General features: G+C 58.1%; 21 protein-coding genes and 3 pseudogenes. 7 read left to right on the forward strand and 17 right to left on the reverse strand.

What is annotated here, in order from left to right; genetic code table 11:
• Positions 1–7 precede the first annotated feature (7 nt).
• Together PH552_RS01850 and PH552_RS01855 are read left to right on the forward strand one after the other, a co-directional pair.
• Positions 8–781 (forward strand): SDR family NAD(P)-dependent oxidoreductase, encoded by a 774-nt coding sequence (locus PH552_RS01850; protein ID WP_112343057.1) that lies wholly within the window; start codon positions 8–10, stop codon positions 779–781.
• A gap of 47 nt (positions 782–828) precedes the next feature.
• Entirely contained in the window at positions 829–1,614 is a 786-nt protein-coding gene (locus PH552_RS01855) for an SDR family oxidoreductase (RefSeq protein ID WP_112342821.1), read from the forward strand.
• 451 nt (positions 1,615–2,065) lie between these two features.
• Here PH552_RS01855 and dhaL (PH552_RS01860) read toward each other — a convergent pair whose 3' ends face one another.
• The 8 genes from dhaL (PH552_RS01860) to PH552_RS01895 all read right to left on the reverse strand — a co-directional run bounded on the left by dhaL (PH552_RS01860) (position 2,066) and on the right by PH552_RS01895 (position 11,125).
• Complete coding sequence (dhaL, locus tag PH552_RS01860) at positions 2,066–2,710, reverse strand: dihydroxyacetone kinase subunit DhaL (RefSeq protein WP_112342820.1); 645 nt, start codon at positions 2,708–2,710, stop codon at positions 2,066–2,068.
• Between the two features lie 55 nt (positions 2,711–2,765).
• Positions 2,766–4,862 (reverse strand): bifunctional sugar-binding transcriptional regulator/dihydroxyacetone kinase subunit DhaK, encoded by a 2,097-nt coding sequence (locus PH552_RS01865; protein ID WP_285165427.1) that lies wholly within the window; start codon positions 4,860–4,862, stop codon positions 2,766–2,768.
• Positions 4,863–4,995: 133 nt separating this feature from the next.
• Positions 4,996–5,637 carry a dihydroxyacetone kinase subunit DhaL gene (gene dhaL, locus PH552_RS01870; protein ID WP_112342818.1) on the reverse strand — a complete coding sequence of 214 codons (642 nt, stop codon included), beginning with the start codon at positions 5,635–5,637 and terminating at the stop codon, positions 4,996–4,998.
• A gap of 13 nt (positions 5,638–5,650) precedes the next feature.
• On the reverse strand, positions 5,651–6,643 hold the full coding sequence (locus PH552_RS01875; RefSeq protein ID WP_112342817.1) for a dihydroxyacetone kinase subunit DhaK: 993 nt from the start codon (positions 6,641–6,643) through the stop codon (positions 5,651–5,653).
• A 34-nt stretch (positions 6,644–6,677) separates the two neighbouring features.
• Complete coding sequence (locus PH552_RS01880) at positions 6,678–7,451, reverse strand: SDR family oxidoreductase (protein ID WP_112342816.1); 774 nt, start codon at positions 7,449–7,451, stop codon at positions 6,678–6,680.
• Positions 7,452–7,512: 61 nt separating this feature from the next.
• Positions 7,513–8,502, reverse strand: a complete 990-nt coding sequence (locus PH552_RS01885; RefSeq protein ID WP_112342815.1) for a substrate-binding domain-containing protein — start codon at positions 8,500–8,502, stop codon at positions 7,513–7,515.
• 85 nt (positions 8,503–8,587) lie between these two features.
• On the reverse strand, positions 8,588–9,592 hold the full coding sequence (locus tag PH552_RS01890; protein ID WP_112342814.1) for an ABC transporter permease: 1,005 nt from the start codon (positions 9,590–9,592) through the stop codon (positions 8,588–8,590).
• A 54-nt stretch (positions 9,593–9,646) separates the two neighbouring features.
• Positions 9,647–11,125, reverse strand: coding sequence for a sugar ABC transporter ATP-binding protein (locus PH552_RS01895; protein ID WP_112343056.1), 1,479 nt, complete (start codon positions 11,123–11,125; stop codon positions 9,647–9,649).
• Between the two features lie 158 nt (positions 11,126–11,283).
• Between PH552_RS01895 and PH552_RS33700 the strand changes: the two are divergent.
• Positions 11,284–11,797: pseudogene (locus tag PH552_RS33700) on the forward strand (nucleotidyl transferase AbiEii/AbiGii toxin family protein); the annotation flags it as partial.
• Positions 11,798–12,238: 441 nt separating this feature from the next.
• On the opposite strand, the pseudogene PH552_RS01905 reads toward PH552_RS33700, so the two are convergent.
• The 7 genes and pseudogenes from PH552_RS01905 to PH552_RS01935 all read right to left on the reverse strand — a co-directional run.
• A pseudogene (locus tag PH552_RS01905) lies at positions 12,239–12,700 on the reverse strand (helix-turn-helix domain-containing protein); the annotation flags it as partial.
• Between the two features lie 354 nt (positions 12,701–13,054).
• A complete protein-coding gene (locus PH552_RS01910) occupies positions 13,055–13,258 on the reverse strand; it encodes a hypothetical protein (protein ID WP_145645616.1) in 204 nt (67 codons plus the stop codon).
• Positions 13,259–13,323: 65 nt separating this feature from the next.
• A complete protein-coding gene (locus PH552_RS01915; RefSeq protein WP_181592403.1) occupies positions 13,324–13,461 on the reverse strand; it encodes a hypothetical protein in 138 nt (45 codons plus the stop codon).
• Between the two features lie 85 nt (positions 13,462–13,546).
• Complete coding sequence (locus PH552_RS01920) at positions 13,547–13,771, reverse strand: hypothetical protein (RefSeq protein ID WP_183765867.1); 225 nt, start codon at positions 13,769–13,771, stop codon at positions 13,547–13,549.
• Positions 13,772–14,095: 324 nt separating this feature from the next.
• A complete protein-coding gene (locus PH552_RS01925) occupies positions 14,096–14,305 on the reverse strand; it encodes a cold-shock protein (RefSeq protein ID WP_112343857.1) in 210 nt (69 codons plus the stop codon).
• 212 nt (positions 14,306–14,517) lie between these two features.
• Complete coding sequence (locus tag PH552_RS01930) at positions 14,518–14,784, reverse strand: DUF1488 family protein (RefSeq protein ID WP_112343858.1); 267 nt, start codon at positions 14,782–14,784, stop codon at positions 14,518–14,520.
• Between the two features lie 531 nt (positions 14,785–15,315).
• Complete coding sequence (locus PH552_RS01935) at positions 15,316–16,293, reverse strand: 3'-5' exonuclease (RefSeq protein ID WP_113248608.1); 978 nt, start codon at positions 16,291–16,293, stop codon at positions 15,316–15,318.
• Between the two features lie 141 nt (positions 16,294–16,434).
• On the opposite strand from PH552_RS01935, the gene PH552_RS33705 reads away from it, so the two are divergent.
• From PH552_RS33705 to PH552_RS01950, 4 genes are all read left to right on the forward strand, one after another.
• Positions 16,435–16,890, forward strand: a complete 456-nt coding sequence (locus PH552_RS33705) for a putative quinol monooxygenase (protein ID WP_112343860.1) — start codon at positions 16,435–16,437, stop codon at positions 16,888–16,890.
• A 321-nt stretch (positions 16,891–17,211) separates the two neighbouring features.
• Entirely contained in the window at positions 17,212–17,943 is a 732-nt protein-coding gene (locus tag PH552_RS01940) for a helix-turn-helix transcriptional regulator (RefSeq protein WP_183764658.1), read from the forward strand.
• A gap of 309 nt (positions 17,944–18,252) precedes the next feature.
• The gene (locus PH552_RS01945; RefSeq protein ID WP_285165719.1) at positions 18,253–20,037 is read left to right on the forward strand and encodes a methyl-accepting chemotaxis protein; all 1,785 of its coding nucleotides are present in this window, start codon (positions 18,253–18,255) and stop codon (positions 20,035–20,037) included.
• Entirely contained in the window at positions 20,037–20,510 is a 474-nt protein-coding gene (locus PH552_RS01950) for a chemotaxis protein CheW (RefSeq protein WP_183764655.1), read from the forward strand. Before PH552_RS01945 ends, PH552_RS01950 begins: the two co-directional genes overlap by 1 nt.
• 484 nt (positions 20,511–20,994) lie before the next feature.
• Here PH552_RS01950 and PH552_RS01955 read toward each other — a convergent pair whose 3' ends face one another.
• Positions 20,995–21,480: a hypothetical protein gene (locus PH552_RS01955; RefSeq protein ID WP_112343864.1), complete on the reverse strand. Its 486-nt coding sequence runs from the start codon at positions 21,478–21,480 to the stop codon at positions 20,995–20,997.
• Between the two features lie 131 nt (positions 21,481–21,611).
• A pseudogene (locus PH552_RS01960) lies at positions 21,612–21,983 on the reverse strand (VOC family protein).
• Positions 21,984–22,045 lie beyond the last annotated feature (62 nt).

The following is a 22,045-nucleotide window of genomic DNA, read 5'->3' on the forward strand; positions in this document are numbered from 1 at the left end:
CCAGCCGATGCCCATGCTCCAGAACAGAATTGCCATCGTCACTGGTGCCAGCTCCGGCCTCGGGCGCGCCATCGCGTTGCGCTACGCCACCGAAGGTGCCTTCATCGTCATCGCCGACATGATTGAGACGCCGATCGAGGGTGGCGAAACAACGCTGGAGCGCATCCGCGCTACCGGCGGCAATGCTCTTTTCGTAAAGACGGATATTTCTAACTGGGATGCTGTCGATCATCTGGTCGGCGAGACTGCCCGCCATTTCGGGCGACTCGACGTGATGGTCAACAATGCGGCAATCTACACATCGACCAATTTGCTGGAGACGACGCCGGAGCAATGGGCGCGCGTCATCGGCGTCAACCTCACCGGCTTCTTCTATTGCTGCAAGCGCGCCGCGCAACAATTCGTCGCACAGGAACCAGTCGGCGAGGTGCGCGGGCGCATTATCAACATTTCCTCGCAGCATGGCATGGTCGCTTGCCCCGGCGATTTTCCCTATGGCGTCAGCAAGGGCGGCATCGTGCAGATGACGCGGCAGATCGCGGTGGATCATGCCGACGACCTGATCATCTGCAATGCGATTGCGCCGGGTAAGATCGTCACCGGCAAGCCTGGTGTCGCCAATGATTCCGATGCACTCGACTATTCGCGCCGCCGCACGCCCTGGCCGCGTCTCGGCGCCCCGGAAGATGTTGCCGGCGCAGCTCTGTTCCTGGCAAGCGACATGTCGAGCTACATGACCGGCATCAACCTCATGGTAGACGGCGGTTGGATGGCCGGCTGACCTGCAAAGCAAACCGGTTGTGTGCCGGAAAATGAAAGGAAACACGCATGGATCTAGGACTGAAGGAAAAAACTGCGCTCGTCCTCGGCGCAGGCGGTGGCCTCGGCGGCGCAATTGCCAAGACATTGGCCGCCGAAGGGAGCCATGTCGCTGTCGCCGATATCAACAAGGAAGCGGCTGAAAAGGCGGTCGCGGAGATCGAAGCAAGTGGTGGCAGCGCTGTGGCGATCGCCTGGGATCTTGCCGACCTCAGCATCATCACCTCGAACCTCTCGACGATCGAAGCCCGGTTCGGATCGGTCGACGTCCTCGTCAATATCACCGGCGGCCCGCCCCCGACGCTCGTTTCTGGCCAGAATGCCGAAAGCTGGCGTAAGCATTTCGATAGCATGGTGCTGTCGGTCATTGCGATTAGCGATGCCGTGCTGCCGAAGATGCGCGAGAAGAAGTGGGGGCGGATCATTACCTCGACCTCGTCGGGCGTTGTCGCGCCGATCCCGAACCTCGGACTTTCGAACGCGTTGCGCATGTCCTTGGTCGGTTGGTCGAAGACCCTTGCAGGCGAGGTCGGCCGCGACGGCGTGACGGTCAATATCGTGCTGCCTGGCCGCATCGCCACTCAGCGCATCACCTTCCTGGATGAGCAGAGGGCCAAGCGCGAAGGCCGCTCGGTAGAAGATGTCTCGGCGCAAAGCACCGCCTCCATTCCAGTCGGCCGCTACGGCGATCCGCAGGAATATGCCGATGTCGTCACCTTCCTGGCGAGCACGCGTGCATCTTATGTTACCGGAAGTGTTCTGAGGATCGACGGCGGTCTGATCGCAAGCGTTTAGATGCGGTAGCTCAGGCATTCCAATCGGCTGACTATGTTCCAAGGGCTGGTGATATCTGGCAATATCGCCAGCTCTTATAGTTTTGTTGGCTATCGGGAGCGCCGCGCAGCTCGTCGCCACTACTTCTAACCTGGGCAAGATCCCGCTCGTGGCAGTCATTCACCGTCGCGTCGGCAATATTGCGCCACCGAATAATGATTGACGTTCCACCAAGGCCGCTGAGGTTGTAGCCTTGCCGCTGTCGACCCCTTTGGGGCCCGCGGGATCGTTCGCAACGCGAGATAGGTACTCGTTCCAAGCGCTTGTCATGGCCGATCAGTACAAGAACAATCCCACCGACGAGGGGCCGGCAGCCAGAGCAGCAGTGCAATGCTTGCATTGCTGGTTGCATCGCGATAGCTTGTCGAAGCCGGGGCGATTTGGTGGCTTCTACAGCTGCTTAGTGCTAAGCTCAGCTTGCTTCAAACGTATCGCGCATCGCACGCAGAATGATAACGGCCGAAGCCGCGCCGGGATCGATATGCCCAAGGGATCGCTCTCCCAGCCGAGCGGCCCGACCGCGGGCGGCCACCATGGAGCTTGTCGAATTAGCTCCAGCTTCGGCAGCGTCAACGATCGAATTCCACATCGTCATAGCATCGTGCGAATTCGCCTTGGCGTGGATTGCGGCCTCGGCAGCGGGGATCCAGGCGTCGAGCATGGTCTTGTCGCCACGCTGACCTTTGCCGCGCTGCTGGATACCGGCCCGCATCTCGTCGACGATCATTGCCTGGCAGGCGAGCGATAAGGATTCGTCCGCCTTCAATGACTGCGAAGCGCGGCGGAAGGCGGTGGCATAGAGCGGGCCGGTCGATGCGCCGACGGCATCCAGAAAGGCGGAGGCTGCCGCGGAGAAGATTTCGGAGGGTAACGCCTGCGCAAGATCGAGCTTTGCGAGCTCCGCGTTCACCGCCATGAAGCCGAGAGACATGGTGATGCCGTGATCGGCGTCGCCAATTGCGCCATCCAGCTCCGAGAGGCGATCTTTTTCGGCATTGATCGCGATCGATATGCGCTGAAACATGGTGCCCAGGCATCGGGCGGCTTCTTCCGACATCGTCTTCCTCCCGGTCCCGGCCATGTCTGTTGTCGCCGGGCACATTTTTATAGCTTCATCCGACCTTCAGCGCGAAGGTGTCGCACGGATGGTAGAGCATGTCAGTCAGTTCCTGATCGAGATGCAGGATGGATATGGAGGCGCCGACCATATCCAGCGACGTGCAATAATGTCCCACCCAGTTTGCCTCGATCTTGATGTCCTTCGCGCTCAGCCTCTGTTCGACGCGCCGGAACAGAATATAGAGCTCCATCAGCGGCGTTGCGCCGAAAGAATTGATGAGCACCGCCACTCGATCGCCTGCAACCGGCTTCATTTCGGAGAATATCCGGTCCATCACCCGATCGGTGATCTCGTCGGCGCTCATCATCTTCTCGCGGGTGACACCGCGTTCGCCGTGAATGCCCATGCCAAATTCGATATCGTCAGGTCCGATTTCGAAGTTGTGGCGTCGGGTCTGCGGCAGCGAGCAGGGCTCGAGTGCGACACCCATCGTGAAAGTCCGATCATTGGCCTTGCGCGTCACCGTCTCGCATGCGTCGAGCGACAGACCCTTGTCGCAGGCGGCGCCGGCTATCTTGAAGATGAAGAAGTTGCCGGCGACGCCGCGTCGTCCCTCGCGATCCTCGATCGGCGAGGAGGAGATATCGTCTGTGGTCAGCACCGTGCGGACGTCGATTTTCTGCTCCTGCGCCATTTCGGCGGCCATCTCGAAGTTCATGACGTCGCCGGCATAGTTGCCGTAGACAAAAAGTACGCCTTCGCCGCCGGAAGACGCCTTGGCACATTCGAGGATTGGCGTCGGCGGAGGCGAGGAAAAGATGTTGCCGATGGCAACGGCATCGGCAAGCCCCTTGCCGACATAGCCAAGAAAGCTAGGCTCGTGCCCGGTACCGCCGCCAATCACCAGGCCGACCTTTCCCAGCCTCGGGCCGGTTCGCGCCATCAGCGCGCGGTTCGATCCCTTGATCGGCGTGATATGCGAGGCATGTGCCTTGACGATGCCTTCCAGCATCTCGTCGACGACATCGTCGGGATTGTTGAGGAATTTCTTGATATGCGTTCGATAGCTGCTGGGCAGGGCAATGCTGTTGTCGGTTTTCGGACGCTGCTGGGCTTTCTGATCGAACTCGGTGACACCATCGGCATTCAGAATGCCGCGCCCGGTGGCTGCATCGGTAATCAGCACGTTGATATAGCCGCCGCGCAAGGCGGCGAGAATTGCGGGCACCTTGTCGAAGCCGCCGGCGACGGCGATGCGTAGCCCGATGGATTTCAGCATGTCGAGGGATATGCCGATGGTGCGGTCGTCGAGCGGCCCTGCAACCGGCAGACCCTTGGTGTCGATGAAACGGCCGGCAAGAACGCCAACAGCATTCTTGGCCAGATAATCCTGCAGGGAGACGGACTCGAAGAAACCGCTGCTGTGAACCGTCGAGTTCGGCCGCAACGACGCCACGCCGAAGATAGCTTTGTTGGCTTTGGCAAGGGTAGCAAATTGATCCTCGACCAATGGTTCGCGCAACAAGATCTCCCGAACTTCAGGCGCCGAAACGATCGCAGGGGCCGTGATATTGATCAGCCTGCCGCCTGTCACATTGGCAAAGGCACTGGCACAGAGTTCCGGCGTGTAGGCAAAGAGTGCACGGGTGCCACCGGTTGCCTGGACGATGGTAACATCCTGCAGGTTCGGCACATTGGCTTGCTCCGCGACCGCGAGAACCGTGCGGCCCCAGGCAACGGCAAGCGTATCGCCGGATTTCAGTAGGCGGGCGATGGCCTGCGCACCGGCGGTTCCGAGGCGGTCGATAAGCGGCCGCGAACCGTCGTCGCTAGGCACCACGAGACAGTCGTGCAGGCCGAAATGGCGCTTGAGTTCTTGAGCGATGGAGAGCGAACTCAGGCGAGAGGGCTCGAGTGAGATATTGACGATGCCGCGGCTGCGGGCATCGGCGAGATAGCTGTTCACGGTCGCCCGCGAAATGCCCATAATCTCGGCGATGTCGCCTTGGGTCTTGCCATCTTCGTAATAGAGCCAGCAGGCCCAGACATAGGGGTCGTCGCCATAGCGCAACGGCATGCTATCGGTCGCATCCGGCACGCCCGCCTTGCTTGCACTGTTCTTGCCGGCCGAAGATGCCTTGCCTGTCATGATGATTCACTGTTTCCCGTTTTCGCCAGAAGATGAAAGCAATGACGCATGTTTGCAAATGCTTCTTCTTGAGGAAGGGCGGCGCGCGACCCCGTGGTGGAGCACGGGATCGCGCAGCCTTGGGAGAGCCCTGTTATTGCAGTCGTGCGCGAGCGCAGAGCGAAAGTTCCTTCAGGATGATAGCGCAGGAAGTCGCACCGGCGTCGAGAACGCCGAGCGAGCGCTCGCCCAACCGGCTGGCGCGGCCGATCTTGGCAACGAGATTGAGGGTGGAGTCGCGGCCGACCTCGGCTGCAGCAACCAGAGCATCGAGCGCCTCCGCAAAGGATTTGCCGGCTGCATTCGCAGCATCGAACGCCTCGATTGCCGGAACCAGCGTGTCCAAAAGCGTCTTGTCGCCGACTTTGGCGGAACCGATCGACTGGATACCTTCAAGCCCGGCATGCAGCGCCCTGCTATAGGCTGCGCTATCGATGGCCTCGATGCCGTTGAGCTTTTCGGCAATCTCGGTGAACATGACGCCGTAGAGCGGGCCCATGGAGCCGCCGATCTCGGTCATCAGCACCGTGCCCAGCGTATCGAGCGAGACTGACAGCGACTGGTTCTTGCCCTTCAGGCGTTCCGCGGCCATTGCGAAGCCCTTGGCCATGTTGACGCCATGGTCGCCGTCGCCGATCTTGCCGTCGATCTCGCTGAGATAGGCGCGGTTCTCGACGATGCGATCGGCCATCGCCAAGACGATATCACCCGATGTTGCATTGTTGAATGTCTGCATGCGTGCGTCCCCCTCAGAGCAGCGTCGTGCACTCGACCTCGACGTCCAGAAGCTCTTTCAGCTCCTCGTCGAGTGCCATCACGGTCAGCGTCGCGCCGACCATTTCGAGCGACGTGAAGTAGTTGCCAATATAGGTCCTGTAGATATTCAATCCCCGTTCGGAGATCTTCGTCTCGATCGTGTCGTTGAGGATGTAGAGCTCGTTGACCGGTGTCGCGCCGAGGCCAGACACGAGGACGGCCACTTCCGTTCCAGTGGCCAGATTATGATCATCGAGCACGATCTGGCACATATCCTCGGCTATCTCCGCTGCCGTCTTCAGCGGCTCGACGCGAACGCCGGGTTCGCCGTGATGGCCGATGCCGACTTCCATCGTGCCGGGTTCGATCTGGAAATTCGAATGACCGACGGCGGGCAGGGTGCAGGGACCAAGGCCGATACCGACGGAGCGGCAATTGTCGATCGCCCTTTGCGCGGTCACGCGTACTTCCTCCAGGTTCGCACCCTTGGAAGCCTTGGCGCCGCCGATCTTCCACATGAAGATTTCGCCGGCCACGCCGCGGCGCTTCTCGCGCTCCTCCGGTGGTGCCGAGCAGACATCGTCGTTGGCGACGACGGTCGCGACTTCGATGCCGTCCTTGGCGGCAAGCTTCGTCGCCATCTTCACGTTCATGTTGTCGCCGGCATAGTTGCCGTAAAGGCAGATAACACCACGGCCACCATTGGCCTCGCGGATGGCGTCGTGGAAGCTCTTGGCCGTTGGGGACGAAAAGAGCTCGCCGACTGCGACCGCATCCAGCATATTCTTACCGGTATAGCCGATGAAGGCCGGCTCATGGCCGGAGCCACCGCCGGTGACCACGCCGACCTTGCCGGCATACGGCGCATCCTTGGCGACGACGACGCGCGGATTGTCTGCCAGACGAACGATATCCGAATGCGCTTTGATGAAGCCTTTTACAGTATCTTCAACGACTTCATCGGGATTGTTGATGAACCGCTGCATGGTCTCTCCTGTCGAAATTGTCGAGCGCTTGCGCTCAAAGAATGGTGTAGCCGCCGTCGATCAGCAGATCGGCGCCGTTGATCATGTCCGCGCCGGACGAGGAGAGGAAAACAGCCGCGGCTGCAATCTCCTGCGGGAAGGCGAAACGGCCCGTCGGGATGCGCTTCTTGGCGGCTTCGCCTTTTTCACCGGCCCAGGCCTTCTTGCCGAGCTCGGTCAGCACGATGGTCGGCGAGATGGTGTTGACGTTGATGCCGTGTTTGCCCCATTCGGCGGCAAAGGTCTTGGACATGCCGATCACGCCGAACTTGGAGGCGCAGTATGCCACATGCTCTTCGATGGCGACCGTGCCGGCTTGCGAGGCGAGATTAACGATCTTGCCACCCTTGCCGGCGGCGATCATCGCGCGACCGACAGCCTGTGTGACCAGGAACGTTCCCTTGAGGTTGATGTTGATCGTCTTGTCCCAATAGTCGAGCGGCAGATCCTCGGCGGGAGCAAGGAAGACGACGCCGGCGCTGTTGACGGCGATATCGATGCCGCCGAAATGCGATACGACATCGCTGACGGCCTTGCTGACCGAGGCCGGATCGGACACGTCGCAGACGAATGCTTCAGCGCCGCCGCCGATTTCTGATGCCTTGGTCTTCGCCATGTCGACATTGATATCGAGAACCGCGACCTTCGCGCCCTTGGAGGCGAATGCAGCCGCGACCGCAGCACCGATGCCGGAGCCGCCGCCTGTGACGAGCGCCGTCTTGCCTGAAAGCGGGAAGTTCAAATCAATGTCTGGGGATGTCTCGGTCATCTTTTTCAAGCCTCTGTTTTCGGGGTGTGGCGAGGCGATGGTTCGCCCCGCCACATTGATCTTACTTGCGGGTTTCGAGCAGCTTGTCGACGTTCTCGGCCGTTACCGGGGTCCACGGAACATTGTAGTTCTTGTCCTTGCCGTCGTTGAACGGCATGGCCGGATACTGTTCCCAGATCTTGGATTCCGGCTTGTAGTTGCCCTTCTTGGCGGCAAAGATTGCCAGATCGAGGGCGCCCTGAGCCTGCGCGCTGGCGTCCTGCAGGATCGAGGTCATCGTACCAGCCTTGACGGCATGGAGCGCATCGGTGATGCCGTCGATACCGGCAATGGCGAAGTCTTTGACGTTCAGCTTGGCAGCCTTGATCGCTTCGATCGCGCCGAGCGCCATCTCGTCGTTCTGGCCGATGACGCCGTTGATCTGGCCGGGATGAGAGGTCAGCCAGTTTTCCATGAGGGTCTGGGCTTCGGCACGCGACCAGTTGGCGGTCTGGTCTTCCAGCACCTTCACATTCGGGCACTCGGCAAGCGCCTTCTTGTTGCCTTCGAGGCGCGAGATCTGAGCGGACTGACCGATCGGGCCTTCGAGGATGACGACATTGCCCTTGCAGCCGATCTTGTCGAGGACGCTCTTGGCCTCCATGTAGCCGGAGATCGTGTCGTCGGAACCGACATAAGCAGTCAGCAGATCGGAATTGACGCGGGTGTTCGAGCCGACGACGGGGATACCGGCGTCATGGGCGGCCTGTACGGCGGTTGCTGCGGCCTCGATATCGATCGGTACAAAGATGATCGCGTCGAACTTCTGCGTGATCATCGTGTTGACCTGCTCCTGCTGCACGAGCGCGTCATAGCGGCCGTCGAAGATGGTCAGATCGACATCGCCATTCTTGACGGCGGGGTGTTCCTTTAGCGCTGCCGACCAGATCTGCATGAATTCGGCATTCAGGCCGTAGGGAGCCGCGCCGATTTTCAGCTTCTTGTCCTGGGCGAGGACAGGTGAGGCCAGAATTGCTGTCGCTGCAGCAAGAGCAATCAATAATTTCTTCATTATAGGTCTCCTCCGTTGAAAGTCCGGCCGTCGTCTTGACGAGCCGTTGGGTTTTCCGAGTGTGGACACTGGAATGTCTTCGGGCTCAGCCGCCCAGGTTTCTCTTTTGGTCGAGCATGACGGCGCCGACGATGAGCGCGCCCTTGAGGACCTGCTGGTAGTAGGACTGGATGCCCATGAGATCGAGGCCGTTGTTCATGACACCGATGATCAGCGCGCCGATCAGCGTGCCCGTGATGCGGCCGACGCCGCCGGAAAGGCTGGTGCCGCCAATGACGACGGCTGCAATCGCGTCCAACTCATAGGCGATGCCGGCCTGTGGCAGAGCGGAGCCGGTGCGCGCCGCAAGGATCATGCCTGCCAGACCGGAGAGGCCACCGGAAATGACGTAAACGAGGAAGCGCAGCTTGCTGACGTTGATACCGGAGGTAACGGCTGCATGCGGATTGCCGCCGACAGCATAGATATAGCGGCCGAAGCGGGTGCGGTTCAGGACCCACCAGGCGATGATGAAGACGATGGCAAGCAGAACGACCGGCATTGGGATGGACAGGATGCTGCCGGTGCCGATCCAGCGGAAGTCAGGCGTGAGAGCTGGAACCGGCTTGCCGCCGCCATAGATCAGCGTCAGGCCGCGGGCGGCAGAGAGCATGCCGAGCGTTGCGACAAAAGCGGGAACGGCAAAGCGCGAGACAATAAGGCCGACCACGGCGCCACAGGCGACACCGACCAGCAGGCCGACGACGAGTGCGACATAAGGCGGGTAGGGTGCACCGATGATCCCGGCCGTCGCCGAGGTCGTCGCGAAACTGGCGCTGACGATGCCTGTGAGTGCGACCACGGAGCCGACGGAAAGATCGATGCCGCGCGTCAGGATGACGAATGTCATGCCGATTGCCAGCACCCCGTTGATCGAGGTCTGCAGCAGCACGTTGGAGATGTTGCCGGCCGTCAGGAAGTATTGGTTCGAAACGGAGAGGACAGCTGCGAGCAGAAGGAAGGCGAGAAAGATCCCGTATTCCTGAATGATCAATCGGCGCCGGTCCGAGCCGAACCAGGAATTGGACGGATTATTGTCAGTGGCGGACATTGCAAATACCTCTTGTTGCCGGACGCGTTCTTTTGAGCTTCGTGCCTGCTGTGTTCAGGTCGACAGATGCACGAGCGATTGCGCGTCGGCCTCCTCCCTCTTGAGAATTCCGGCAGACCGTCCCTGGCGCATCACCAGGATGCGGTCCGACATGCCGAGAACCTCGTCTATTTCGGATGAGATCATGATCACGGTGCCGCCTTCGGCGGCGAAGTCGCAGATGATGCGATAGATCTCGCGCTTGGCGCCGACATCGACGCCGCGCGTCGGCTCATCGAGCAGCAGCACTTTCGGCTTGCGCAGAAACCATTTGCCGAGCACCACCTTTTGCTGATTGCCGCCCGAAAGGCCGGAGACCGGCATGCTGTCGCGTGCAGCCTTGATGCCGAAGCGCTGGATCATGTCCCGGCTGGCGTTGGCCTCGGCCCGGCGATCCATCGAAAAATTGGGGCTCATTTCGGGTAGGCTCGCAAGGCAGATATTGTTGCGAACGCTATCGATCAGGTTGAGGCCGGTCAGCTTGCGATCTTCGGTGACGAAGGCGATGCCATGCTGCATGGCTTCGGCCGGTTTGCGCACGGTTATGGGCTCGCCAGCAAGCTTGATCTGGCCGTTGCTGACGGCATCGATGCCGAAGATGCAGTTGAAGATCTCGGTACGGCCGGATCCCATCAGGCCGTAAATGCCGAAAATCTCCCCCTTGTGAGCGGTAAACGAGATGTCGTTGACTTTGCCCTCTGCTGTAAGCCCGGCGACTTCCAGCCCCGGCGTTACCGTCGGGACGTTGGTCTTGATGTATTCTTCGCCAAGCTCGCGGCCGACGATCAGGCGGATGAGGCCCGGCCGGTCGATATTGGCAAGCGCGCCGCTGCCGACATAGGACCCGTCGCGAAAGGCCGTGTAGGAATCGGCGATCTGGAAGATTTCGGACAGACGGTGCGAGACGTAGACAACGCCTTTGCCTTCAGCCTTCAGCCGCTCAATGGTCGCAAACAGCTGCTGCGCTTCCTTCTCGCCGATCGCGGAGGTGGGCTCGTCCATGAAGATCACCTCGGCATCGTGGCTGAGCGCCTTGGCGATCTCGACCAGCTGAACTTGCGCGACCGAGAGGTTCATCATGAATTGCGTGGCGCGGATGTTGAACTGCAGTCGGTCGAGGAGCGCCTGCGCGTTGCGGTTCATTGTCTTGAAATCGATGCCGCCAAAGCGCGCCGATGGCTCGCGGCCGAGATAGATGTTCTCCGCAACCGTCATGTGCGGGATGGGGCTGAGCTCCTGCTCGATGATGGCAATGCCGGCCGCGAGCGCTTCGGCAGGGCTTGTGTAATCCACATCCTTGCCGCGGCGGCGAATGGAGCCGGCATCGCGCTTGTGAATGCCCATCAGAATCTTGAGGAACGTCGACTTGCCCGCACCGTTGCCCCCGCACAAGGCGTGGACGGAGCCGGGACGCAGCTGAAAGCGCCCATCGCGCAATGCGGCGACGCCGCCAAAGGACTTTTTCAGCCCCTTCACTTCGAGCAGGAATTCCACTTTCTCCTCCGCATTCCTCAGGCCGGAACGAGCTTCGACGACGACGCAGTTGATCATCGCTCCGTATTAGATTTGACAAAATTCGAATCGTTTTCGACAAATGTCAATATGCTGATTTCGAGATGCCTTCAGTGATGCGAATGTCGCATTCGTGAGGGCTGGAATATGGCGGGCTCAGGTTGCGGGTCGTGGCCTTGATCAGTGGCGCGCGGATTACCCTGACGATCGACATCGGATTTGGCGATGCGCTCGAGCCTGGGGCGGAGACGCTAGATTATCCTTCTATGCTCGTTTTCCGATGGCCCGGCTCAGAGCCTATGCGCGGGAGACGGTCATTGCCGAAAAGTTCCAGGCGATGGTCATGCTGGGGCGTGCAAACAGCCGCATGAAGGACTTTTACGATATCTGGATTCTCAACAGGTCATTCGATTTCGATGATGACAGAATGGCGTGTGCGATCAAAGCGACTTTCGAACGTCGAGAAACACCGATCCCCCGGAGATACCCGACGCCCTGACGGACGCCTTTGTCAAGGACCAGGAAAAGCAACGGCAATGGCACGCATTCGTTGAAAGCGTTGCACATGAACCCGGCGATCTGAAGGATGTCATCACAGAGATTGCCGCGTTCCTGACGCCACACGTCATTGCCGCTGTGAGGCTGCGCAAATGAGCATTTTGCTCACAATCGCCCGGTCATGGAGCAATGACAAATCGATTTCGCTGACCACGTAAATAACTGGTCACACGTTCGTGTCCCTCACATCAGGTTTTTTGTCAATTGTTCATTCGAGTGGCATCGAATTTCTCCTTGGTGAGTGGGATCCACGGTCTGAGCCCATGGCAATTACCTGCCCGGTTCTCGAGCCTGTACAACCTCACATGCGGTCGCCGCTCTTTGGCGGCAGACACCAATTTCCCGCTTTCGCGAGCGCGGGTTCAGGAGAACGGGACCAATCTCAAGATCGGCGGTTGAAGCCAAAAGGAATCCCGGTCCGTTCACCTGGATCCGTCAGGGCTGATCAGGCCCTGAGGATTGGAATTTGTTTTTCACGGGCGCTTCCCGCTTCAGGCGGTTTTCATGATTGCACCTTCGATCAGGACGCCAGAGCTCATGCGCGAGCTTCACGGTCGTCGTTACGCCGTTGATCAGAATGATCTCGTGGCTCCAGTCGAACTGGTAAGCCTCACCTGGCGCATAGTAGAGCGGCACATAGGCTTCCGCCGTCACGGCTCCCCGGTTCTTCGCCCAGGTCTTGGCATATCGCCGGATCGCGTCATAACTGCCATCGTAGCCGAGTGCCCGAACCTCCTCGTAAATCCGGATCAGCGTCAGCCGTTCGCGTGACGGCTTGCCCTCATTGGCTGTCAAAAACCGCTCGATCTCGGCCTTCCACGCTCCGATCCTTGGCAGCGGTTGCCGCTCCCGTTCATAGGTAAAATCGGTCTCGTCGGAGCGCAGTATCTTGCGAACCGTGTTGCGCGATACATGGAGTTCCCGGACGATCTTCTTCACTGACCAGCCCTGCACATGGAAGGCCCGTCGAACACGCGCAATCGTATCCACTCGCTTCAACTCCCGCTCCATCCGCCGCCAAAAGCCGGATGGTCAGATGAAATCTGAGGGGGGTCAAAATTGGATGCCGATTACCCCGCCAAGGGGGTCAAATTTGCACGCCGAAACACAATCAGCCGAGTCGACGCGAAAGCGGGTAATCTGGCGCGTCGTAGAGCGCACGGATCTGGTTCTGATCGAAACGCGCCTCGTCAATTTCCAACATAGACCCACGCTGCTGACTGCGTGGCATGTCTTCTATTGCGAAACGGAGGGCCTCGGCAGCTGTCTCGAACCGCCGATAGCGAGGGCCGCTTATTCCAGCTTTCGACTTGCCGGCGTAAAGTCCAGCTCCGCCCGTATAGTCGAACCGGGTCACATTTGCGCCCTCGCGGTTGCGACAGGATGACGGAGGCGACGGGCGGCATCTCGGACGGTCCGTTCGCTATCGCGCAGTTGGCGCTGGCGCAGCTGCATCCCTTTTCGAAGGTTGAAGAGCTTTTCGGCACTGGAACCGGCTTCGGCGGCAGGTGCACGAAACAGCGCTTCTGCGGATTTTCGGGTGGTGTAGCTTGTCATTTTGTCCTCGAATAATGAGCGCGTTATCGCGCCCTTTGCGATGGTATTGGCGTGACAACGCCGAGCTATTTCTTGCTGAAGCTCGCCGTATGGCCGCCCGTGAGCTTGACCTGCGCGCCAGATGGCGCGGGTGCCGCTGCTGCGGATTTGTCTTTTTTCGGTTTACGGATCTCGCGGTTGCTACGCGTTTGGCCTTTGGCCATGGGTTTATCCTCTGGCGCCCGGATAAATGTCGGCGCTGTTTGAGCTGGAGTGATTTGGGTCGGCGTTTGTCTCGAAGCAAATTTGCTAAACTGGGAGGAGTGTCCTGCCTTGAAGTATCGTCCGCATGTGGGTTTTTCCGTCGATGCCGAAATTTGGAAAGGCACTCATCGCCGCGGGCAGGATTCGCTGAGCGGCTCGGGTGACCACGGTTTCGAGAAGCGCGCGAAGGGTCGCTTGTTCATGATATCCGAATGGACTCGAACGAGCCAGATTTTGTGAAACGTAGCCGGAATACTCGTTGGAAGACATCGCGTCCTCCTCTCGGTTGGGTAAAGCCATCGGAAAGACAGCGATGCCTATGATACGGCTATTGCGTCTGCCACATGCCTGCCTCGCCGTTTGGGCAGGCTATTGTCATTTCTGCCTGCGGGCCGCTCGGGCTAGATGTTGCAGCGGTTGAAACCAGACCCATCCTTCCGGATGGTACAGGTACAATGCTGTCACTGGGGCATAGCCGGTGGGGGTGCCAATCTCTCTCGCGAGAAAAACAAAAGGCCGGGCATGAACCCGACCTCTCACAGTCATTCAGCTTTGCTGCCAGTACATCCGTGGTCAACGGTGCGAATGACCTTATTACGCCGCCTGAAGGTTGTCGGCAGAGTTCTTGCCGGACTTGCGGTCCTGGACGATGTCATAAGTAATCTTCTGACCATCCGAAAGTGAACGCATGCCGGAGCGCTCGACGGCAGACACGTGCACGAACACATCCGTGCTGCCATTGTCAGGCTGAATGAAGCCGAAGCCTTTGGTGGAGTTAAACCACTTTACAGTACCAGTGTTCATAACGATTTCCTTTCAAAGCAATCGTTGTGGTTCCCGCGATGCCTTGCGGGATTAGATCGATTATTTGAGAGGAAATCCAACGGGAGCATAAAGCTCTGGAACGACGTCACAAGCATTGGTCGATAAACAACATATAAGCTCAATTTTTGGTTTTGCAATACCTATCTCGTTTTTGTTCTAAGCTCCTGTATCCTTTCAGCATCACGGTATGCTCAACGAAAATGCGCGAGATCTAGCGTGATGGCGCTGGATCGAGCTTTTGAATAAGCAGAGGTCGCAGCTTTCAGAATTCTTGGCCGCAATGCATCGAACGCCGTCAGGTAGTCTGCCTCGCTGGCATTTCGATGCGATTTCTCGCAGGCCAAGACTTCGGTCGCCAGATAGAATTTGATCTCGAACATCCCGTCGTATCCGGTGAAACGGACACAGCGATTTCTGTCGTCAAAACTACGAGCTTCGTTTGGGAAGGAGATGCCCATCAGCGCCCACCCTCATCTTGCCACCGGTCAATAGCGCTACTCTTGAATTGGGGATCAAGGCTTGCTCGCGTCGACGACTGTTTCCGGTTGGCGAGAGAACTCGGGAGAGCCGATTTTGTCCTCACACCCCAGCGGAACTCGGTTGAGAGAAAGAGTGAGGCGTCACGTTTCATGTCGGAAGTCGCGTCCGACCGAAATCCCCGGAGGCCGGCGGACCTTAAGACTTCCCTGACCAACTTGAAGCCGGCGGGTTCGATATGCGATGCTGCTGGATTGGAAGACATCACATCCTCCTTTGTTGGGGCAAGGTTCTGCACCCTTGGTGACAGCGCCCTGAAGACAAGCCGTCACTACCATCTAAGTCGTGCTGAAATACTGGATTACAAGGGGAGGCCGGGTAAAGAGGTCTGGAGCCATAACCAAGGATCGTCGAGAACTACGCTCGACAACCGAAAAGGGAGAGAATTTCTGGCCTTGACGCGCGACGAAATAGCCGGGCAGAAGTTCAACTCCCTTCAAGAGCAAAAGGAATTATCTTCGCCCCCTGAACCGGTCGAATGCCGACAAACGCTGGATCGGCGGGTCGGCATCCTCCCAGTGGTAGATTTCGTTTCGCAGGAACTGAAGCTCATCGTCCATGGCCTCTTCTGCGATCTCGATCCACCACGCTTTCGGCCGGCCGTCACTGCCATCGGACCAGCGATAGCCCCGTTCCTTCAGCCGGTCCTTGAGGTCGAAGGGTGAGTTTTCCGCGAAGATGCGAACGCGGGAACGCAGGCTTGCCTGATAGAGCTCGGCGAAAGGTGTTTGATCGTTATCGCCCTGAGCGAGCGCCAGCACCTCCAGCAGCGCAAAGCAATCATCGACCGCCCGGTGCCCGACATGAAAATAGCCACTCTGGTTGATGAGATAGCCAAGCTTGGTTCCCTCATATCCCCTGGCGCTCCAATCGATCTCGGAATTGGAACAAGCCCATGCCTTGCGGGCAAAGATCGAGGAGAAGGCTTCGCAGAACGGGCGATCGAAGCCGGCATTGTGGGCAATGACGAGATCGGCGGGCTCGATGAGCGCGCGCATGGCCGCCAAGTCGATCATCTGGCCGAGGACCATGGCGTCGGTGATGCCGGTCAGCCGGGTGACGTCGGCCGGGATCGGAATGCTCGGTTGCTGCAGTCCGCCATAGACACCGGTGATATCGCCGATCTCGCCGTCCTCATTGAAAGTGAAGCCGATCAGGCCGATTTCGATGATCTCGTCCTTTCTGGCATCGAGCCCTGTGGTCTCGGTGTCGAGGATGACAGCCCGAAGCGGATAGCCCGGCCTGGGAGCAGCAGCAATGGGCCGAGCTTCGAGTTTTCTCAGGATTTGGTAGCGGCCGGTTGCTTGCAGGATCCGCACCATCTCAGTCTCGTCAGGCGCTGATCCGGCTGGCCGTGCGCGCAGGCTTGGCGCCGACGTTCTGTGAACGGGCTGAGCATTCTCCGAAAACATGTCCAGCTGAGACGTCATGGCCTATCCGACGAAAATGATCGGCGTGAATTTAACGCCTTGGTTGACTGATGAGAAGCTTTCGATCGAGCCGGCGAGCGATACCCACGGATATTGCGAATAAAGGGCTTATTGACGAGGATGAAACCCCGATCGGTATGATTGGGCATCCTTCGACAGTTCGTACCTTACTGCCGAGCTGAAGCAGGTTGCCCCAGCTTTGTGGCCCACCAGTCGGTCGATAGGCCGGACGAATTTCTGCTCTGCGAGCATTATGGCAAAGAACCAGATTTCATCGATCATCAGGCGCCGCCACATTTCAAAGAATTTGTCCTCGGGCGGGCCGTGCCGCTTCTCGCCGCGCGCGCGCCTTCCGTTTACAATCCTGGTTTGACTGACGCCTCCGAGATAGTTCGCTGGCCGAGGAACTGCGTCCTCACCGGCACCACGTTGTACAATTCACTTAAATCATACTGCAATTTAACAATCGTGGGGCCTATCACAGCCCTCGAACAGAGCTGGAGCGGAACCTTCAGCCGAACTTGCCTGGATCAACCGGCTTTCTCTTATACCGTTGACGAACCACGTCATTCCTGGTCCAGATTTCTGCAGGTTTGAAGCCACAGTATTTATTATCGCGAGAATTTGACCCACTTTTTCATTTCGCGGTGGTCCAATCGGACCGTTAAATGGCGTTTGCCGACAAAATGATAGCCCGGATATTGTGGGTCAATGCGAAATGAAAAGTGAGTTAAATCATCCTGCAATTCAACAGTCACGGACATTCTCGAAGACCGGGGCGTAGCTAGACTAGTCCTGCGAACCGTGGCGCGGTAGTCGTAAACGCTACACCGGATAAAGCTTTGGGTTGCGAACTTACACATTCTTAATATTTAAGCCCCAGAACCTGATGTCTGAACTTGGTTGGAGATTTGAAGATTGCCGTTCTCCCGCGCCCTCGCTCTCAGCAACCCTCTAGATGAAGTACCCGACCTGAGGTCGCTGCCCACCCGTCGGCAGGTTGTATCGCATCCTTTTATTGAGAAGCTGCGCGGAGCGGTTCCATTTGATTTCTTTGCGGTGTCAGGCCTGGACCTCGATGGCTACCGGTTCGGGAGCGGACACTCGATCGACACGGATGTTCCGCCAGCCTTTCTTGACGCCTATTATGGCGATGACCTTCTGAAATCCGATCCTTTCGTGATTGCATCGCTGTCGTCCGCGAATGTGGTCGTTGAGGAGGACGTCTATGCTGAGACACCTCCTCCCCAGAGGCTGCAATATCTCGCCAGGACTTTCGGTGTGCTCAATCGTACACTTTTTCCTATCCGACGCGGTGATGTAGTGTTCGGCGCTGTCACCTTCTCTCGTTCAACACCTTTCTCACAGGAAGAAATCGCATTCCTGGGCGAGATCGCCGAGATCACGCACCGTGTGCTGACCCGACCTATCATGGACAAGTTCTCGGCGCAGACCCTGAAACTGATCGAGGGCGAGATCAGGTGCCTAAGATTTGCAAGCCTCGGCAAGACGACGGACGAGATCGCCGCAGCGAGCGGTTATACACCTGATACCGTCAATAGCTACATGAAGGCCGCGATTCGGAAGCTCGGTGCGGACAATCGCGTTCACGCGATCGCTGAGGCGATCCGACGCGGACTAATTTCCTAGCTTACGATTCGACGAAAGTGGTGTGATCGCGTTTGCTGCCTCGGCGAGGCGGCCTTCGAACGCGCTTTACAACCTTGAGGGGGTTGGACTTGAGCAAAATGTACACTTGCCGAGCGAATGCTCATGTGCGCCACCGAAATTAAGGTTTCGTTGGGTGTTTGACCCTAAAAATAGGGGCGCCGGGAGGAAGGGTTGTCACAATATCGATCAGCCGGCTGACCTGTAACCGAAAGCCACGGTTTCTAAGTCCGACTGAACCTAATCGGCGGACACGAGCCCTCGGCAGACATGGAGCGCATCTTGGGTATTATGTCTTTGGGTTTCTCGTCCGACGCCGGGGCCGTGCTCGCTGCAATGAGCAAGTCGCAAGCGATCATCGAGTTCGATCTCACGGGAAAAATTCTGTCCGCCAATGCGAACTTTTGCGCGGCGCTCGGTTATGAGCTGAGCGAAATCGTGGGCCAGCATCATCGGATGTTTGTCGATCCAGCCGAGGCCGCGAGCGCCGAATACCGCCAGTTCTGGAGCGATCTGGCTGCTGGCAAGTTTGACCAGCGTCAATACAAGCGCATTGGCAAGGGCGGCAAGGAAATCTGGATCGAGGGCTCCTACAACCCGGTCTTCAAGGGCGGTAAGCCCTACAAGGTCGTCAAGTTTGCAACTGACATTACCCCCCAAAAGCTGAAGAGTGCCGAGGATGCTGGAAAACTGGATGCGCTGTCGCGCGCTCAGGCCGTGATTGAGTTCACACCTGCGGGCGAAATTCTGACGGCCAACGAGAACTTTCTCAACACTCTCGGATACCAGCTGTCGGAAATCAAGGGAAAGCATCACTCGATCTTCTGCGAATCCGCCTACATCAACAGCGACGACTACCGCAAATTCTGGACCCGGTTGGCGGGAGGAGAGTTTGTTGCCGATGAGTTCATGCGGCTGGGCAAGGGCGGAAAGAAGGTCTACATCCAAGCCTCGTACAATCCGATCTTTGACATGAACGGCAAGGTCTTCAAGGTCGTCAAGTTCGCGACGGATGTCACGAAACGTGTCGAAAACGTCGACCAGCTCGCATCCGCTCTGCAAGGACTTGCCGACGGCGATCTTACCCAGCAGCTCAGCACGCCCTTCTTGCCGACGCTGGAGAAGCTCCGGTTGGATTTCAACAGCGCTGCCTCCAAACTCCGCTCGGCCATGGAAACGGTATCGCAGAATGCCGCGGCCATTGCCGCCGCCTCGCAGGAAATCCGAACCGCTTCCGATGATCTCTCCCGCCGCACGGAGCAGCAGGCTGCTTCCGTCGAGGAGACGGCCGCTGCTCTCGAGGAGATCACTACTACCGTGTCTGGCTCGAGCAATCGGGCTCAGGAAGCTGGCCAGCTCGTGCGCAGGACGAAGGAGAATGCCGAACGCTCGGGCCTCGTGGTTCGACAGGCGGTTGAAGCAATGGGTAAGATCGAAGCCTCGGCATCGGAGATCGCCAATATTATTGGTGTGATCGACGAGATCGCGTTCCAGACAAATCTGCTGGCCTTGAATGCGGGTGTTGAAGCCGCTCGCGCCGGCGACGCTGGCAAGGGCTTTGCGGTTGTCGCACAAGAGGTTCGGGAGCTTGCCCAACGCTCTGCCAAGGCCGCGAAGGAGATCAAGGATCTGATCGGTACGTCCAACGGTCATGTCAAGAACGGTGTTGCTCTCGTCGGCGAAACCGGCAAGGCCCTGGAGGAGATAGTCGGGCAGGTTGTCCATGTCGACAGCAACGTCGGGGCGATCGTGGACGCCTCCCGCGAGCAAGCGACAGGTCTGAAAGAAATCAATACGGCCGTCAACACGATGGACCAGGGCACGCAACAGAACGCTGCTATGGTCGAGGAAACATCTGCAGCCGCTCACGGTCTCGCCAAGGAAGCTGACGCCCTGTTCCAACTTCTGTCCCAGTTCAATATCGGCGGGGCGCAATCCCAGCGTTCGGCTCCGAGAGCTGCATCTGCCATACCTCGCGCGGCTGGCAATCCGGTGCGTCAGATGACGGCCAAGGTCGTGCATGCGTTCCAAGGCAACGCCGCCGTTAAGGGCGGCGACAGCTGGGAGGAGTTCTGATGACGGGCTTGAGCACCAATATGAACGGTCAAACGACACTGGACATCATTGCATTCCAGCTTGGCGAGCAGACATTCTGCATTGAGACGACGTCCGTTCGCGAAATTCGCGGATGGGCGGCCTCGACGCCACTGCCACACACGTCCGATGAAGTTCTCGGCGTGATCAACTTGCGCGGGACCGTCATTCCGACGATCGATCTGGCCCGCAAACTTGGGATGCGGCCAGGCGAGACGACCGAGCGCAGTGCGATCGTGGTGGTGGAGGTGCACGGAAAGCCGATGGGACTTGTTGTAGACCGGGTGACCGACATGCTCTCCGTCACTGCGGATCAACTTCAGCCGCCCCCCGACGTCATCGGGTCCATCGATCGATCCTGTTGCGAGGGGATCATCACGCACCCATCGGGAATGATTTGCTTCCTTCATTTGACGAATATCTTCGCACCGGGAGATGAGGCTATCGCAGCGTAGACCGGTCGAAGCGGCGTCATTCACGCCTGCCTCCTTCTCCTTAAGCACCGCAATGATCTGCTCTTCCGTAAATCTCTTCTTCTTCTTCATTCGTCCGTCCTTAATCAGGCCGGACTCTAATCCAATCTGGAGGAAATTACCCGTAGCACGTCAATATCGATCTGCTTCACTTGAGGCGTCCTATAACATTTCCGCAAATCTAATATAGTTGTTGGGTTTGCGCGAGCTCGACGGCGAGCAGCGGCCTCAATGACTTACGCGAAGACTTCGTCATCGCAACAGTGCACCCAGACAAACCTTAACGATCCGAGTCTTTCCGTGACGCCACGACCGCAATAGCTGCCCTAGAATCCGTTTGTTGTTACCTCATTACCTCATGCACGGCAGTGAAGCAGCCGGTGCTGTCCGAGCTAGCATTCCGTTGTTGAGCAGTCACTATCGGTCAAGGCGATCTCCACGTAGTCTGGCTTCCACCACCTTTGGTCTATCGATTTCCGGGGTGCCCAAGCCAATTGTGTACAGAGGCCATGACGCTCTCCTTCACCTCAGCCATCCAGTTTCGAACGATCTCGACGCGATCCATAATCCATTTGAGCCAGCCGTAGGTCAGAAGCTTGTCACGGCCCCCGTGGAACAGGCGCTCAACCAGGAGAAAGCTCATCAGATAGGCCAGTGCGATTATGACCAGTCCGGAGATCACATGGCCCCGGGCGATCACGACCAATGCGTAGATCTTTAGAGGTTCGGCAATCGCGAGCGGAACGACAAAGAGAACGAGTATAACGCCTCGTGGCAATGAACCGACAAACTCGCCAAAGTGCTTTACGATGGAAAGCGAAGCAAACCAGTTCACGAGTGGCCGATAAACAGGCCGGGCGATCTCGCTGATGATGACGAGCGCAGCGATGATGAGCCGCAGGGGCAGTAAAAGGAACTGCCAGGCAGACTGGTGTCGGTGTTTCATGACCATTTTCGAATGCCTGGAAGCGCCATCAATCTGTTGACGTTATGCCGCTTGTTTGATTTTCGCCAAAATTCGCCGTGTCATCTCGAATGCTCTCTTCCTATGAAGGATAATCAGGTCGATCTTCCCAAAACAAGCTATTTGACACGCCATGGCGGGTTAACGCGATTTTGCCCGGCAAAATACAGCAGGACGCGATTGCCGCCGGGATCAAACAGCTCGGCTTCCCGCTAGAGCCAACTTTTATCTTCCGGCGGGCTTGTGAATTGAGGTCCTTTCTTCTCCAGCTGGCTAACCGTTTCGTCCAAATTGTCACATTCAAAATACACCGTTGTCCCACCACCGTTGCTCTTGCTTTCATGCAGTGAGAATGTGCTGTCGCCGTCCGGGCATAAGAAACGAGCATAGCGGGGACGTGCATCGACGACGGGCTTGAGGCCAAGAGTGCAATAGAAGTTCCAGCCCGCATCGAGGTCAGACATCGTTACCGTCACTTGATTCAAGCGCATGATCTATGGCCTCCAGAACCAACCCGTTGCTGCCGTAATATGTGGGCGATGGGCACTGGATC

Source organism: Rhizobium aureum (assembly GCF_030182495.1).
GTDB classification, from domain to species: domain Bacteria; phylum Pseudomonadota; class Alphaproteobacteria; order Rhizobiales; family Rhizobiaceae; genus Rhizobium; species Rhizobium tropici_C.